This window comes from Streptococcus sp. 27098_8_73 (assembly GCF_041432495.1).
GTDB lineage: Bacteria > Bacillota > Bacilli > Lactobacillales > Streptococcaceae > Streptococcus.
In genome coordinates this window covers 1-15,023 of record NZ_JAPVZT010000009.1, presented here as the reverse complement: position 1 = coordinate 15,023, position 15,023 = coordinate 1, and the positions used below count along the sequence as shown (strand labels likewise).

Below are 15,023 nucleotides of genomic sequence, written 5' to 3'. Positions count from 1 at the left end.
AGGGCGCTAGGCTCCTAATAGTTAAAATGTTATATCACTTACTTGGGCGAGAATGTCCTCGCGGGTAATGGCTCCTTGGCGCAAAATACGTGCCTTTTTTCCAGACAAGTCCAGAATGGTTGAATCCTGACCTGTCAAGGAAGCATCATCTTCTACTCCCGAGACTTGCTTTCGGAAATCCATCATAATCTGCTGGAAAGAAGTTCCACTGGCTTTTCCAGAAAGATTGGCAGATGGACCGATCAAGGGTCCATACTTGCGAATCAAGTCCAGCGTAACTGGATGCTTAGGAACCCGAAAGCCCACGGTTGCCATACCAGAGTTAATCCAAGATGGCACACGGTCATTGGCCTGGAGGATAATAGTCAGTGGCCCAGGTAGAAAGGCTTGATAGAGTTTTTCTAGATAACTGGGCTGGTTCTTAGAGAAACGGTAAACTTCTTCCAAGCTAGCCACATTGAGATTGAGAGCTTTGTCACGTGGTCTTCTTTTTAATTCATAGACTCGCTCAACCGCCTCTTCGTTCAAGGCTTGGGCAAAGAGGCCATAAACAGTTTCGGTGGGCAGGACAACTGCTCCGCCTGCTGCAAGAGTCTTTTCTATCTTATCCATTGTCAACCGCCACCATTCTATCTTTACCAAATTGATCCTGCAAGACTCGGATTCGTTTTTGCGGGAAGGATTTTTTGAATAACTCCCTGACGCCGACTCCTTGCTTGTAACCAATTTCCAGATAGATTTTTCCTTTTTCTGTCAGATGGCCCCCTGCTTGCTCGGCTATTTTCCGATAGACGGCATAACCATCCTCCTCTGCGAAGAGGGCAAGGTGAGGCTCTGAGGTCAAAACATTAAGTCCAACTTCATCATTATCCGCTTCTGAAATATAGGGCGGGTTGGAGACAATAATGTCAAATTTGCCACTGATTGTTTCAAAACAATCGGATTGGACAAAAGCAAGATTGAGGGCACAGGACTGGGTGTTTTCCGCAGCCAAGGCAAGAGCATCTTCCGAAAGATCAGAAGCAGTAATCTGCCAGTCTGGACGGCTATTTGCCAGTGCCAGAGCGATGGCCCCGCTGCCCGTGCCGATATCCAAGACTGACAAGGATTTTTCGGGATTCTCCGACAAAATCAGCTCCACCAGCTCCTCCGTCTCAGGCCTTGGAATCAAGACTCGCTCATCAACCTTGAGAGTCAAGCCGTGAAAATCACTGCTGCCAATAATATACTGGGCTGGCTTATGAGCAAGTAGATGCTCATGAATTGCTTTTATCTGGTCACGATCTTCTTGGCTGACTTCTGTCCGAAGCTTGAGAACAAAGTCGGTAAAAGAGAGCTCATTGAGTGCCCGATAAACGAAAGATAAGCTTTCTGCTTCTTCTCCCGCTGCTACTAGCTCCTGCTCTAACTCAGCCAAATATTGAGCTAATGTCATTATTTATTCAGTTCTTCTAGTTTTTGCGTTTGGTCATAGAGCACCAAGGCATCTACAACTTCATCCAATTTACCAGACAGGATGGTATCTAGCTTTTGCAGGGTCAAGCCGATACGGTGGTCTGTGACACGATTTTGTGGGAAGTTATAAGTACGGATACGCTCTGAACGGTCACCAGTACCGATGGTTGACTTACGCTCCGCGTCTTGCTCATCTTGGGCAATTTGCGCAAAGTGGTCAGCCACACGCGCACGGATAATTTTCATGGCCTTCTCACGGTTCTTCTGCTGGGTACGTTCTTCCTGCATCTCCACCTTGATATTGGTTGGCAAGTGAACGATACGAACGGCAGTCGCAACCTTGTTGACGTTCTGTCCACCAGCACCCGATGCGTGGTAGATATCGACACGAAGGTCTTTTGGATCAATATCGTATTCTACTTCTTCGACTTCTGGCATGACGAGAACTGTCGCTGTCGAAGTATGAACACGGCCTTGGCTTTCTGTCACAGGAACCCGTTGCACACGGTGGGCACCTGATTCATACTTGAGTTTAGAGTAAACGGATTGCCCTGAAACCATAGCCACTACTTCTTTGAAACCACCGACACCGTTCATTGAAGCTTCCATCACTTCAAAACGCCAACCTTGGGCTTCTGCATATTTCTGATACATAGTCAGCAAATCTCCAGCGAAAAGTGCTGCTTCGTCTCCACCAGCTGCCCCACGAATTTCAAGGATGATGTTCTTGTCATCGTTTGGATCTTTTGGAAGGAGCAAAATTTTCAGTTTTTCTTCGTATTCTTCTTTATCAGCCTTGGCATCCTTGAGTTCTTGCTTTGCCATTTCTTCCAAGTCTGCATCTCCGCCAGATTCCTTAATCATTTCTTCGGCATCAACGATGTTTTGAAGGACTTGCTTGTACTCACGGTAGGCTGTTACCGTATCACGAGTTGAAGCCTCTTCTTTTGAAAGCTCCATGAAACGCTTGGTATCTGAGACCACATCTGGGTCACTGAGTAATTCTCCGAGCTCTTCATAGCGGTCTTCCACTGCCTGTAACTGGTCATAAATATTCATCTTTGTAATCTATCTCCTTGATTTTCTAATTCATTCTACTTAATGGGCGGATTGAAATAATGCTTGCGGCAAACAGAAATATAGGTCTCATGGCCACCGATTTTGATCTGTTCGCCATCATAGACAGGTTTCCCGTTATCCGTCCGCAAAACCATGGTTGCCTTTTTAGAGCAATATTGGCAAATGGTCTTGATTTCGTCAATCTTATCAGCCAAGAGCAAGAGGTGCTTGGAACCTTCAAAGAGTTCATTGCGAAAGTCATTTTTCAAACCAAAAGCCATGACCGGAACATCCAGCTCATCCACCACTCTTGCCAAATCATAGACATGATGGCGTTTCAGAAACTGAGCCTCATCAATCAAAACGCAGTAAGGCTTTTCAGGCAAACTTTGAATATAGCCAAAAATATCTGTTTGGTCCTCGATTGCCATAGCAGACCGCTTCATGCCGATACGACTGGAAACAACACCAAAGCCATCACGTGTATCGACAGCTGAGGTCATGATGACCACGCTTTTCCCCTGCTCTTCATAGTTGTGGGCCACTTTCAAAATTTCAATGGTCTTGCCCGAATTCATTGTGCCATATTTATAATATAACTGAGCCATTTTATTCTTACATTCTCTCTAAGTATTGTCTTTCTAGGACTTTCAGCACTGTCCATAAACTCCGCTGGAAAGACCGACCGTACTTCCTATTATTTTACCACAATTCACTATTCTTTAAAACCTAATTTGTGATAAAATAAGATTAGCAAAAGAAAAGGAGAAATCATATGCCATTTGTCAGAATTGATTTATTTGAAGGCCGCAGCTTGGAACAAAAGAAAGCTTTGGCTAGGGAAGTCACTGAAGCCGTTGTCAGAAATACTGGCGCGCCTCAATCTGCTGTCCATGTCATCATCAACGACATGCCAGAAGGCACTTACTTCCCCCAAGGTGAAATGCGAACAAAATAAAACCAAAAGGAGAGTGGGACAGAAATCGGTAATTCGTTAGAATTCGATTTCGTCGTCCCACCTCCGCACAGTTGAGTAGGGCTGTAAAAGCGGATGAAATCGACGTAGTAGAGCCCACTCAACCACTGCGTCTTGCTCGACAATCCAAAGACAATTGAGAGGCTAGGATTTTTGTCCCAGCCTCTTTTGATTTTATGTGAAAACACTCAGCGTTGCTTCTTTTGAATATAATTCAATCGCAGTTGGTAAAGGATTGCACTAACAACCAAACTCGCAAGCAGTCCAATCCAATACCCATAAGGTCCCAAGTCCGTAGCCTGATCTAAAAACAAGCCCAGAGGCAAGGAAACGCCCCAGTAAGCTAGCAAGCCTAAGTAAAATGGAGCTTGAGTATCTTTGTAACCTCGCAAAATTCCCTGCAAAGGAGCGGCAATCGTATCAGCCAATTGGAAAAAGAGGCTAAAAGTCAGAAAGATTGAGGTCAGACGTATAAAATCTGGATCTGAGCCATAAAGGCTGGCAACCTTATCTCGGAAAATATAGAGAAAAATCAAGGTAAAGACCGCGAAACCAGATGCTACAATTCTACCCAAAGTGCAATACTTTTTCACATCGTCAAGTCTTTCAGCCCCCAGCTCATAAGAGATAATGATGGCCATAGCTGTGGAAATACTCATAGGAAAAGCATACATTAGGTTTGAAAAATTCATGGCAGCCTGATGGCTAGCAATAATCAAAGAAGAAAATTTTGACATCACTAGTCCGACGATTGAAAAGATGACAACTTCGGCAAAGACTGTCCCTCCTATTGGCAAACCTAAGCGAAAACCTTCAGCCAAACCAGTTTTGTTCAAGGGACGAATTTTCCAGAGTTGGTATTGGCGGACTTTAGGATGTTTGATGGCCAATAATAGTGATATGACTAATAAAACCCAATAAGCTAAAGAAGTGCCTAGTCCCGCACCAGCTCCGCCCATTTCGGGAAAGCCAAAAGCTCCATAAATCAATACATAATTAAAGCTAGCATTCAAAGGTAGGAGCAAGAGCATCAAATACATAGAAAGCCGAGTTAACCCCAAAGCATCCAAGAGAGAGCGAATAACGCTAAAGAGCAAGAAGGGAATAATACCGATGGACAAGTACCAAAGATAATGCTGGGCCACATCTTTTACTAAAGGGTCTAAGCCTAGACGCTGCAAAACCAAAGGGGCACCTAAAAATACCAGCGCAAATAAAATCAGAGATAGAGCCAAAGAAAGATAGATGAACTGATAAAAATCAGAGGCTATTTTTTCATCTTTCCCCTGTCCCAAATGATGACCAATGATCGGAACCAAGGCAGACACAATCCCCGTCAGAAAGGAGAAAAATGAACCCCATAGACTGGTTGCCATAGAGACGCCTGCCAGATGCAAGGTATCGTATTGACCCGTCATGGTCGTGTCAACAAAGGAAGCCGAGAAATTTGCCAGCTGATAAATCAAGATAGGAAGAAAAATTGAGACAAACAGGCTTAGGCGTTGTTTCAAATGATAAGTCTGATACATGTTGAAGTCCTTTTTTTAATCTTCTTTAACTATACTACAAGCCAACTGAATAGTCAAAATAGGCTAGGACAAAAGTCCTAGCCTCTCAATTGTCTTTGGATTGTCGCGCAAGACGCAGTGGTTGAGTGGGCTCTACTACGCTGATTTCATCAGCTTTTACAGCCCTACTCAACTGTGCGGAGGTGGGACGACGAAATCGAATTTTAACGAATTACCGATTTCTGTCCCACTCTCTTTCTTATTTATTTTTGCGATTTAAGATCGCGTTTAGGACAATGGCAATCAGACTGGCCATGACAATTCCATTTGAGAAGAACATCTGAAGGCTGGTCGGTAGGCTGTTGAAAAGACTGCTACCATTGAGTCCGACACCTGCTGAGATAGAAATTGCTGCAATGAGGAAATTATGCTCACTGTGCTCAAAGTCAACACGCGCTAAGATTTGCATCCCTTGAACGGACACAAAACCAAACATAACCAGCATAGCACCACCAAGAACTGGACTTGGGATAATCTGCGCCAAGGCTCCGAATTTTGGCAAAAGGCCGAGGAGAATCAGGAAACCAGCCGCATAGTAAATCGGCAACCGCGTCTTGATACCAGATAATTTGACCAAGCCCACATTTTGAGAAAACCCCGTATAAGGGAAGGTATTGAAGACACCACCCAGCAGCACCGCAAGTCCTTCTGCTCGGTAACCATTTCGTAAGCGGGTGCTATCAATTTTATCTTTGGTAATGTCAGAAAGAGCTAAGTATACACCCGTTGACTCCACTAGAGAAACCGTTGCAATGATACACATCATCACGATAGAAGAAAATTCAAACTTTGGTGCTCCGAAATAGAAAGGGGTTGGCACATGGACCAGCGGAGCCTGTGCGACTGGCGTTAAATCTACCAAGCCCATGGCTCCAGCAATGCCCGTTCCGACAATCAAACCAATCAAAATAGAGATGGATTTGATAAAACCTTTGGTAAAAATGTTAATCAAAAGAATAATCAGAACCGTCACAGCTGCTAGAATCAGACTTTGAGCGGTTGGCTTGTCTACATTATTTCCCATATTACCAATGGCAACTGGAATCAAGGTCAAGCCAATGGTCGTAATGACCGAACCAGTCACAACTGATGGAAACAGATTAGCGATTTTTGAGAAAATCCCAGCAATCAGAACCACATAAATCCCTGATGCAATCAAGGCGCCAAACATAGCGCCACTACCATGGCTCTGCCCAATGATAATCAGAGGAGCAACGGATTGGAAAGCCACGCCCAACACGACTGGCAGACCGATACCAAAAAATTTATTTAATTGAAGTTGCAAGAGTGTGGCAACACCACACATAAAAATATCAGTCGAAATCAGATAAGTCAACTGCTCAGCCGAATAGCCCAAAGCCCCAGCAATCATAATCGGCACCAAGATAGAGCCCGAATACATAGCCAACAAATGCTGCAAACCTAAAATGGCTGCCTGTGAATGTTTTTCTTCATTATAATTCATCTTATAGATCTGCCTCTCTAAATACAACTTTTCCATTTTCAAATCGGTCAATTCGAGCCAAAGAAAGAACTGTTTGTCCTTGAGCCTCTAGCAAGCTTCGACCATCTTGGAAGGATTTCTCAATCACAATTCCAACGGCTGCCACTTCAGCGCCTGCTTCTTCAATGATTTTAATCAAGCCCTTGGCTGCCTGACCATTTGCCAAGAAATCATCAACGACCAGGACCTTGTCACTTGACTCCAAAAACTTACTAGCGATGGAGACCGTCGAAGTAACCTGCTTGGTAAATGAATACACTTCCGCCGTTAAAATCCCTTCAGTCATGGTGATGTTCTTAGACTTTTTAGCAAAAATCATTGGAACACCCAAGGCTTCCGCCGCATAGACAGCCGGTACAATCCCTGAAGCCTCAATCGTCACAACTTTTGTAATGCCTGCATCCCTGAAATGCTCAGCAAAAACCTGCCCGATTTCTTTCATAAGCGAAAAATCAACCTGATGAGTCAGGAAAGAGTCAACTTTGAGAATATTTTCTCCCAAAACGTTGCCGTCTTGCAGAATTCTCTCTTCTAATTTTTTCATGTATCTCCTCTTAACATATCTTGTCTTAACATATCTTGTCTTAACATATCTTGTCTTAACATATCTTGGTTCAATGATGAAAGGACCTGCCACGATAAGCAAGTCCTTTCTTTTAATGACAAATAGCCTGACACTAAAAGTACCAGAAAGTCATTAGACTCACTTATTGTTAGATGTTTGGCATCTTGTAGAGACCTTGCCCCAATCATTAGCAAGATAAATAAGTTATTCTATTTAATTAATGAGCATCGCCATTCCAGATGGAGTTTTTTACGATGACATAGTCCACGCGAGTCAGGCTATGCAAATCACGACCGCCCGCATAGGAAATCGAGCTCTGCAAATCCTGCTCCATTTCAGTTAATGTATCTTGCAAGTGGCCCTTAGCTGGCAGCAAAATCTTCTTACCTTCGACATTTTTATAAGCACCTTTTTGATACTCGGATGCAGAACCATAGTATTCTTTAAACTTATCGCCGTCTACTTCAATGGTTTCCCCTGGGCTTTCAATGTGGCCGGCAAAGAGCGAACCAATCATGACCATGCTAGCTCCGAAACGGATTGATTTGGCAATATCACCATGCGTCCGAATCCCTCCGTCCGCAATAATAGGCTTGCGAGCAACCTTTGAGCACCAACGAAGAGCAGACAACTGCCAGCCGCCTGTACCAAAACCTGTCTTGACTTTGGTAATGCAAACCTTGCCTGGTCCAATACCGACTTTAGTTGCATCTGCACCAGCATTTTCCAGCTCCCGTACGGCTTCTGGAGTTCCGACATTGCCTGCAATGACAAATGTCTCGGGCAATTCTTTCTTGATGTGCTGAATCATTTGAATCACACTGTCTGAGTGTCCATGCGCAATATCAATAGTAATGTATTCAGGCGCATCATCTTTGAGACTGCTAACGAAGTCATACTCATAGTCTTTCACACCGACGGAGATCGATGCAATCAGACCTTGCTCATGCATTCGTTTAACGAATGGTTTGCGACCTTCCTCATCGAAACGGTGCATAATGTAGAAATAGCCTCCTCGAGCAAGCTCTTCAGCGACAGATTCGTCAATAATCGTCTGCATATTGGACGGTACGACCGGCATCCGAAACCTATGTTTACCGAATTTCACACTGATATCAGCCTCTGAACGACTTTTCACAATACATTTCGCTGGAATTAGTTGAATATCTTCATAGTCAAAAACCTGAAAATCATTGAGCATAGAAAACTCCTTATCAATACTAAAAAATGACCTACCTATGCTCTTCAGCATCGCTACATCTATCCAGACGTTTCCAGAAAAAGTATATCATAAGGTACAGGTTTTGTAAAATATTTCAAGTATATTATTGATAAAGTTCGGAAATTAAGAAAAACACGGTCGCCCGTGTTTTATTCTTTCTTATCTTTTTCTGAGTTAGAGTCTTCTGCTCCTCCATCGACTGCCTTTTTAAACTCTGAAAACATTTTTCCAATTGACTGCCCTAGCTCTGGCAGACGTTTTGGTCCAAAAATCAGTAAGGCACCTAGGACGATAACGATAAGCCCCGGTAGTCCGATGTCTTTTAAAATTCCCATTACGATGTTCTCCTTTTCTCAATCATTTTACTCAGTAGGATACTGACTTCATACAGCAAAATCAGCGGCATTGTCATTGACAAGTCACTGATGAAATCAGCCGGCGTCAAGACAACTGCTAATACTAATAAAACGAAATAGGCATAGCGTCTATATTTTATCAAAAATTGCGGTTTGAGCAAACCGATTGATGTTAGAAAGGCCACAATGACAGGCAATTCAAACAAGCAAGCAATCGGAATGGTCGTGTGAAACAGAAAGGACAGGTAGTTCTGCGCTGTCATCTGGACGGCAAATAAACCATCCCCTAAAGAGAGTAAAACTTGTAAAATAGCAGGGCTGACAAAATAAAAACCAAAGGCCAAGCCCAAGACAAAACTGAAAAATGTAGCTGGTATATAAGCAAAAATCGCTTTTGCCTCACTATTTCTAAGAGCAGGTCGGATAAATTCCCAAATCTGATAGACCATAAAAGGCAGGGTCAGTGAGAAAGCCACAAGACTAGCCAAGCTAATATAAATCCAAAGAATGTCGTCTGGTCCCAATACAATCAGCTTCTGCTCAAAGGAAGCGGTCAGCCATTTGTAAATATCCGCTGCAAAAAGTAGACTGAGCAAAAAAACCAAACCGAACCAGATTAAGACAGCAAGGAAGCGCCATCTAAATTCCGTCAAATGCTCAACAACAGTCTGTTCCTTATTAGGCATCTGCTCGCTCCTTTTGCCGATTTTTAAATGTCACATAAAGAACAACGACAAGAAAGATGGCTTGACTTAGAACTACTTCTAGGCTCGGATAAATTCCCAGCCAATCAATGGTTGGAAGATGAGACAGCAAGTGACTAGGAAAAATAGCTGTTAACTGCAGGGCATGAATGCTGACACCTAACATCTTAAAGGCCAATGCATAAATCAGCCAGGTCAGACCAAAGAAAATCTGATGAGGCCGAATCAAACTGCTGGCCTTAGTCATTAGAATTGCGAGCAAGACTAAAACCAAAATAGCAAGTCCCAGTCCTAAAAAGAAATCTAGAGCAGTAATGCGCGGTAAAATTCCTGCGTAGAACAAGATGGTTTCTGCTCCTTCACGGAAGACAGCGAGAAAGCTCAGGGCAAACATGGAAATAAAACTACCACTAGCTGTCACTGCCTGCATCTGACTTTCCATGAAGTCATTCCACTTCTTGACAGAGGACTTGCTGTGGAGCCAAATGCCGACCAAAATCATCATGACAACCGCAAAAATCCCCACTGCTCCCTCAATGATTTCACGATTTGAGCCAGAGGCAACGGCTGGAAAAAGAGTTTGCAGTAAAATAGCAATGGCCGCACTGGCTAGTACGCCCAAGCCAGCACCAGTATAGACCCATTTAAGGCCTTTTTTCATCTTGGAGGCCTTGAGCGTCGTGACAAGTGCCATCACAATCAAGAGAGCCTCGACGCCCTCACGCAGCAAAATCAGCATGGCATCAAAGAAAGTATAAGACCCGCTAGTATCAATCTGCTCTAGCTCACTAATCAAGGACTCTAGCTGGTCTTGATAGTCCTTATCCTTGCCCTTCACCATGATGACAGGCGACTGGCTTTCTACTTTGGTATAGAGGGAAGGATTTTTAGTGCTGACATCTCCTTCAACGCTTGGCCAAATCGTGATAAATTTCTTCATCGCAGCCTTGCCCTGCTTCTCGTCTCCTTTTTGGAAAGCAAGCAGAGCCTTTTTCAGAAGGCTAATACCATCCGCCAGTGTAAGATTTTCACTGCTAGCAGACGCCTCTTCTCCCTTGACAAAGCTATCAATCGCTGCTCTCAGGTCATCATAGGAAGTTTGAATAGCTTCAAAATCCGTTGGCTCTGTTTCAATGGCACTCCGTAAAAATGAAATGGCCGTTTCCACCTTGCCATAATGAGCCGTGCTATGATCCCGCACCACGCCTTCATTGGCTGTCCAAGTCGAATTCATTTTTTTATAGGCTTCACGAATTTTTTCAAGATCCTTGCTCTTAATCGCTGCCTGAAGAGCTTGAAATTTTGATTCTAGTTTATTGACCAGCTTGTTTTTTTCCGCCTCGAGATCAACGGGATTCTGCTCCTTTTCAAAAGCTAAAAGAGCAGCTGAAACCTTGGTCAGCTTGTCCTCTGTCACATCGCCCGAGATAGTCAATGCCTTGCTGACTTCTTTCCCTGCAGCTGAGTCATGGTTGCTTAAAGCCGCAAAGTCAGTCTGGATTTCCTCCAGCAATTGTTTGGCACTGGCTTGATCACCCTTTTGAACAGCGGTACTGGCATCCGTAATCTTGATAAAGAGACTACTATAAGAATCCTCAGCCGATACAGGCTGAGCTAGGAGTACGAGCGCCAAAAGTAAAAACAAGATCTTATTCAAATAATTTCTGACCAAGATATTCTCCTTCTTTGACACCGCCGAAGCAAGCAAACAAGCCACTGCCCACATGGGTGATATATTCATTCATCTTATCCTGTGCTCCAAGATTGGTCTGGACTTTGATAAAACTGTCGGGATCCTTTTGGAAAGAGATAAAAAGGAGGCCTGTATCAAATTGACCCGTTGTTTCATCAATCCCATCCGAATAAGAATAGGAACGGCGATAGAGAGGCTTGTCGACTTCCTTGGCTAGTCGCACATGTGCATCAACTGGAAGCAAATCCAAGTCTACCTCGTCAAATTCATTCTTCTTGCCAAAGGGCGCTCCGCTCTCCTTATAACGACCAAAGGTGTTTTCCTGCTCTTGCAAATTGGTCCGATCCCAAGTCTCAAGAAACATCTGGATCCGGCGGACAGCCATATAAGAGCCACCCTTCATCCAGTCCTTGCTGTCACACCAAACCACCTTGTCAAAATCTTTCTCCTTGGTGACATTGGCCGTGCCGTCTTTAAAACCAAATAGATTGCGGGGAGTAGACATACGATCGCCTATAGCAGCAAAACCAGCCTGACTCCATTTCATGGTGACAGCATTTCGCGCTTTACGAACCAGATTGCGAACAGCATGAAAAGCCACCTGCTCGTCATCTGCGCAAGCTTGAATGACAATATCACCGCCAGTATATTTCTCTTTTAGTTGTTCCTTGGGAAAAGGAGGCATATCGCGAAATTCCTTAGGCTTTTTATCCTCCAAGCCCATTTTTTTCAGAAAAGAGCTGGAGATACCAAAGGTCAAGGTCAGTCGATAAGGATTGAGTCCGACTGTTTCTCCAGTATCCGTAGGTGGCAAGAGGGTATTAGAGCCATCTTTTTTGACTAGCTCTCCATTAACCAACTTTTCACTGTAAGCTGTCCAGTCCTTGAACATCTGGATAATGGTCTCTCTATCCGTCGTATGCAAGTCCAGGATGACAAAATAGATATTCTTTTGCATGGCTGTTGTGATGCCAGCTTGATGCTCACCGTAAAAACTGATTTCTTCATCACCGTCAGCTAATTTTTTGTCTTCTTTCGCTTGATTAGCGAAAAAAGCAGATGCACTGGAGACACCAAGTGCTAAGCCTGCGCCTCCAATCCCTGCTTTTTTAAGAAATTCCCGACGATCCATTTTTTTATTAAACCATTTTTCGTCCTTGGTCATCTTCTTACTTCCCATCTAGGATGATACCCATTTGCGAGAGAGGCTCGCCTAGTTTTGTGACAGCTTCTCCTAACTCTTTAGTATCTTCCTTGCTCAATTCGGTATAAAGTTTATAATTCTTAGAATCAGTCATGTGCTTGTCTAGCAAACTATTAACATTCTTGAACTCAGTTTCTATACTTTTTACCAGTTTTTCATCTTTCTTCTCAATCAAAGGTTTAAAGAGTTCGAAAATCTTTTCTGCCCCTTGAATATTGGCACGGAAATCATACAAATCCGTATGTGAAAAGATTTCTTCCTCACCAGTAATCTTGCTGGTCGCCACTTCGTTAAGGAGATCGACTGCACCAGTCAGCATGATATCTGGCGTAACCTCAACAGTCGCGATTTTAGCCTTTAATTCTTTGATGTCATTGACCAACTGGTCTGCATATTTCTCTGTACCAGTCGTTGTATTAGTTTCCCACAGAATTTTTTCAATCCGGTGGAAGCCTGACCAGCCTTCTTCGGTCTTGTTTTCATCCACATAGTCAGCTAAGCGGAAGTCAATTTTCACATCAGACTCTCCGAAGCTTTCGGCAATCGGCTCTGAACGCTCGTAGCTCATGCGAATTAGCGGATACATTTTCTTAGCTTCATCAAGCTTGCCTTCTTTGAGCGTATCTCTGAATTTCTCCGTATCCGTCAATAATTGATCAATTTCTTTCTGTACAAAGGCTTTATACTCTGCTGTTGCCTTATCCAAAGCTTTCTGGTCAGAGGCCGATAGACTTGTTTTAGCTTCCGAACTGCTGGCACTTGTATTCGATTTTTGATTAGCAGCACAGCCAGTCAGTAAAATAGCTGTTGACAATAAGACAATTCCAAGTTTTTTCATCTTGACTCCTTTATTTTCCCTAAAAGGGGCGAATTCATATAAATTATAACAATTTATTTCTCATATTTCAATAAATTGTCAGATAATTATAATAAAACTTTCCTTTCTGAGTAAAAAATGAGCATTTCAAAGCAAGATATCTTTAACTTTGCCAATTTCCGTTTTCTTAACGACTACATAAATCGTATCTCCTAGGTAGAGACGACTGGCTCCATTGACTGTCTGGGTCTTGCCCTTATGGATATTCATGGTAATTAAAACGCCGTGTGGCAGCTCCAATTCATGAACTTGTCGCCCTGCGATTTTTTCTGATACAGGAATTTCAATTAAGGTTGTCTCACCGTCATCTTCAATCCGATGAGGCAGCATTTTTTCAAGCATGGCTTCATAAACAGGCGCTCCCTTTAGCAGATCCATAGCAATATAGGCCATCAGAGTGACCAAGCCCAGTGGCATGAGGTTACGAATATCTCCAACCATCTCCGTCACGAGAATCATAGCTGTCAGCGGAGCTTTGGAAATAGCACCAAAATACCCGCTCATTCCCAAGATGATAAAAATTGGAAATTGTTCCTGCGTGATGAACCCAGCTTCTACACAAAGAGCTCCAATTACTGCGCCTAGTAAAGAACCCAAAGCCAGAATGGGCAGAAAAATACCACCAGGAAGTCCGCTGCCATAACTAATCATGCTCCATACAAAACGGAGTAAGAAAAAGAGAATCAAGGTTTCAACTGTGTAATGAGCACTCGTCAAAGACAAAATCAGCTGATTCCCGCCGCCCAGCAAGTGAGGCAGCAAATAGCCAATCGGAATGATTAAAACAAAGGCAAAAATCGGATAGTAGGCTTTGGGTATTCTAAAAAATTTGCCTAGGGCTTCATAAACCAGATGAATATTAAGGACTGCTTTTTCATAGAGAAAACCTGCCAATCCTAAAAACAGGCCCATCAAGATATAGATCCAGTACTGATTCAGCCCCATGAAAGGAATATTATCCGGCATATCCAAAACAGGAGTCAGGCCAAATATAGACAGTGAAATAAAATTTGCCACCAAACTTGCAGCCAAGGTTGAAACCCAAAAGAAGCGGGAAAAATGATGGTACACTTCCTCAACAACAAAGAGCAAACCTGCAATTGGCGCATTAAAAGCCGCGGCCAAGCCCGCAGCTGCACCACTAGCAATCAAGGTCCGCTCCTCTACCGGACTCAAATTTAGCCATTTAGATATGCCTTTTCCACTCATCGCTCCTAGCTGAATACTCGGTCCCTCACGTCCCAGCATCAAGCCACTGGAAATTGCTAAAATACCAACTAAGAATTTTTTCCAGAGAATGCTCCACCAAGAAAGTGACATCAAGCCTTTCAACTCAGCCTCAACCTGTGGAATCCCTGAACCCTTTATATCCTTTTCTGTAGCTACCAATCTAGCATTGATAAAGACAATGAAAGCATAGAAGAAAAGCAAGGCTACTAGCCAAAACCACTCACTTCTACCCCTCACATAAGCCGCCCGAACCAAGTGAAAACTTTTTTCAATCAAAAAACGAAATGCTCCCACTACTACTCCAGCAAAAATGCCCACCAGAATCCCCCTGAATACTTGGGAAATAATAGAGCTGGATATAAAATTAAATTCTTTTTTCGTATCAGAAATTTGTTCTTTTTGTTTGATCATAATCTCTCTCCAAAACATCTTATAGCAACATTTTAGCACAACATGGGGACAAGAAACAAGGCGATAGCCATGAACATTTTACTTTTGGACATAAATTTTTTAACATCAACTTTATCAGATTTAAAAGAATGCCAAAAATGTTGTTTGAGCATAAAAGAGGCTGGGACAAAAGTCCTAGCCTCTCAATTGTCTTTGGATT

Annotated in this window: 14 protein-coding genes, 1 pseudogene and 1 riboswitch; of the genes and pseudogenes, 1 reads left to right on the top strand and 14 read right to left on the bottom strand. The window is 43.2% G+C overall.

The genetic code is table 11. The features are described from left to right. Positions 1 to 21: 21 nt before the first annotated feature. From O3651_RS07030 to O3651_RS07015, 4 genes are read right to left on the bottom strand one after another with little or no spacing between them, the layout of a single operon-like run. Positions 22 to 612, bottom strand: a complete 591-nt coding sequence (locus O3651_RS07030; protein WP_371610014.1) for an L-threonylcarbamoyladenylate synthase — start codon at positions 610 to 612, stop codon at positions 22 to 24. Then, positions 605 to 1,435, bottom strand: coding sequence for a peptide chain release factor N(5)-glutamine methyltransferase (prmC, locus tag O3651_RS07025; protein ID WP_371610013.1), 831 nt, complete (start codon positions 1,433 to 1,435; stop codon positions 605 to 607). The genes O3651_RS07030 and prmC overlap by 8 nt, the downstream gene beginning before the upstream one ends. Then, entirely contained in the window at positions 1,435 to 2,514 is a 1,080-nt protein-coding gene (prfA, locus tag O3651_RS07020; RefSeq protein ID WP_371610012.1) for a peptide chain release factor 1, read from the bottom strand. Before prfA ends, prmC begins: the two co-directional genes overlap by 1 nt. A 35-nt stretch (positions 2,515 to 2,549) precedes the next feature. Next, positions 2,550 to 3,122, bottom strand: coding sequence for a thymidine kinase (locus O3651_RS07015; RefSeq protein ID WP_062123192.1), 573 nt, complete (start codon positions 3,120 to 3,122; stop codon positions 2,550 to 2,552). A gap of 161 nt (positions 3,123 to 3,283) precedes the next feature. On the opposite strand from O3651_RS07015, the pseudogene O3651_RS07010 reads away from it, so the two are divergent. Next, a pseudogene (locus tag O3651_RS07010) lies at positions 3,284 to 3,472 on the top strand (4-oxalocrotonate tautomerase); the annotation flags it as partial. A 206-nt stretch (positions 3,473 to 3,678) separates the two neighbouring features. Here O3651_RS07010 and O3651_RS07005 read toward each other — a convergent pair. The 10 genes from O3651_RS07005 to O3651_RS06960 all read right to left on the bottom strand — a co-directional run bounded on the left by O3651_RS07005 (position 3,679) and on the right by O3651_RS06960 (position 14,824). Then, entirely contained in the window at positions 3,679 to 5,019 is a 1,341-nt protein-coding gene (locus O3651_RS07005; protein ID WP_371610011.1) for an MATE family efflux transporter, read from the bottom strand. A gap of 238 nt (positions 5,020 to 5,257) precedes the next feature. Continuing rightward, positions 5,258 to 6,523 carry a nucleobase:cation symporter-2 family protein gene (locus O3651_RS07000; protein WP_371610010.1) on the bottom strand — a complete coding sequence of 422 codons (1,266 nt, stop codon included), beginning with the start codon at positions 6,521 to 6,523 and terminating at the stop codon, positions 5,258 to 5,260. Position 6,524: 1 nt separating this feature from the next. Continuing rightward, on the bottom strand, positions 6,525 to 7,106 hold the full coding sequence (locus O3651_RS06995; RefSeq protein WP_371610009.1) for a xanthine phosphoribosyltransferase: 582 nt from the start codon (positions 7,104 to 7,106) through the stop codon (positions 6,525 to 6,527). 146 nt (positions 7,107 to 7,252) lie between these two features. After that, positions 7,253 to 7,350, bottom strand: a riboswitch (purine riboswitch). After that, a complete protein-coding gene (gene guaC, locus O3651_RS06990; protein ID WP_371610008.1) occupies positions 7,345 to 8,328 on the bottom strand; it encodes a GMP reductase in 984 nt (327 codons plus the stop codon). Its footprint overlaps the riboswitch before it by 6 nt. Before the next feature lie 170 nt (positions 8,329 to 8,498). Beyond that, positions 8,499 to 8,684: a twin-arginine translocase TatA/TatE family subunit gene (locus tag O3651_RS06985; RefSeq protein ID WP_061423004.1), complete on the bottom strand. Its 186-nt coding sequence runs from the start codon at positions 8,682 to 8,684 to the stop codon at positions 8,499 to 8,501. Next, positions 8,684 to 9,391 (bottom strand): twin-arginine translocase subunit TatC, encoded by a 708-nt coding sequence (gene tatC, locus O3651_RS06980; RefSeq protein WP_371610007.1) that lies wholly within the window; start codon positions 9,389 to 9,391, stop codon positions 8,684 to 8,686. The genes O3651_RS06985 and tatC overlap by 1 nt, the downstream gene beginning before the upstream one ends. Then, entirely contained in the window at positions 9,384 to 11,081 is a 1,698-nt protein-coding gene (locus O3651_RS06975; RefSeq protein ID WP_371610006.1) for an FTR1 family protein, read from the bottom strand. Before O3651_RS06975 ends, tatC begins: the two co-directional genes overlap by 8 nt. Beyond that, positions 11,059 to 12,267: an iron uptake transporter deferrochelatase/peroxidase subunit gene (gene efeB, locus O3651_RS06970; protein WP_371610005.1), complete on the bottom strand. Its 1,209-nt coding sequence runs from the start codon at positions 12,265 to 12,267 to the stop codon at positions 11,059 to 11,061. The genes O3651_RS06975 and efeB overlap by 23 nt, the downstream gene beginning before the upstream one ends. A gap of 4 nt (positions 12,268 to 12,271) precedes the next feature. After that, entirely contained in the window at positions 12,272 to 13,144 is an 873-nt protein-coding gene (efeO, locus tag O3651_RS06965; RefSeq protein WP_371610004.1) for an iron uptake system protein EfeO, read from the bottom strand. Between the two features lie 126 nt (positions 13,145 to 13,270). Continuing rightward, positions 13,271 to 14,824 (bottom strand): chloride channel protein, encoded by a 1,554-nt coding sequence (locus tag O3651_RS06960; protein ID WP_371610003.1) that lies wholly within the window; start codon positions 14,822 to 14,824, stop codon positions 13,271 to 13,273. Between the last annotated feature and the right edge of the window lie 199 nt (positions 14,825 to 15,023).

Coding starts and splice junctions, on each gene's coding strand:
- tatC (WP_371610007.1), bottom strand. CDS start 9,391: ATGCCTAATAAGGAACAGACTGTTGTTGAGCATTTGACGGAATTTAGA.
- O3651_RS07000 (WP_371610010.1), bottom strand. CDS start 6,523: ATGAATTATAATGAAGAAAAACATTCACAGGCAGCCATTTTAGGTTTG.
- O3651_RS06960 (WP_371610003.1), bottom strand. CDS start 14,824: ATGATCAAACAAAAAGAACAAATTTCTGATACGAAAAAAGAATTTAAT.
- O3651_RS07005 (WP_371610011.1), bottom strand. CDS start 5,019: ATGTATCAGACTTATCATTTGAAACAACGCCTAAGCCTGTTTGTCTCA.
- prfA (WP_371610012.1), bottom strand. CDS start 2,514: ATGAATATTTATGACCAGTTACAGGCAGTGGAAGACCGCTATGAAGAG.
- O3651_RS07015 (WP_062123192.1), bottom strand. CDS start 3,122: ATGGCTCAGTTATATTATAAATATGGCACAATGAATTCGGGCAAGACC.
- efeB (WP_371610005.1), bottom strand. CDS start 12,267: ATGACCAAGGACGAAAAATGGTTTAATAAAAAAATGGATCGTCGGGAA.
- O3651_RS06985 (WP_061423004.1), bottom strand. CDS start 8,684: ATGGGAATTTTAAAAGACATCGGACTACCGGGGCTTATCGTTATCGTC.
- O3651_RS06995 (WP_371610009.1), bottom strand. CDS start 7,106: ATGAAAAAATTAGAAGAGAGAATTCTGCAAGACGGCAACGTTTTGGGA.
- guaC (WP_371610008.1), bottom strand. CDS start 8,328: ATGCTCAATGATTTTCAGGTTTTTGACTATGAAGATATTCAACTAATT.
- efeO (WP_371610004.1), bottom strand. CDS start 13,144: ATGAAAAAACTTGGAATTGTCTTATTGTCAACAGCTATTTTACTGACT.
- O3651_RS07030 (WP_371610014.1), bottom strand. CDS start 612: ATGGATAAGATAGAAAAGACTCTTGCAGCAGGCGGAGCAGTTGTCCTG.
- prmC (WP_371610013.1), bottom strand. CDS start 1,435: ATGACATTAGCTCAATATTTGGCTGAGTTAGAGCAGGAGCTAGTAGCA.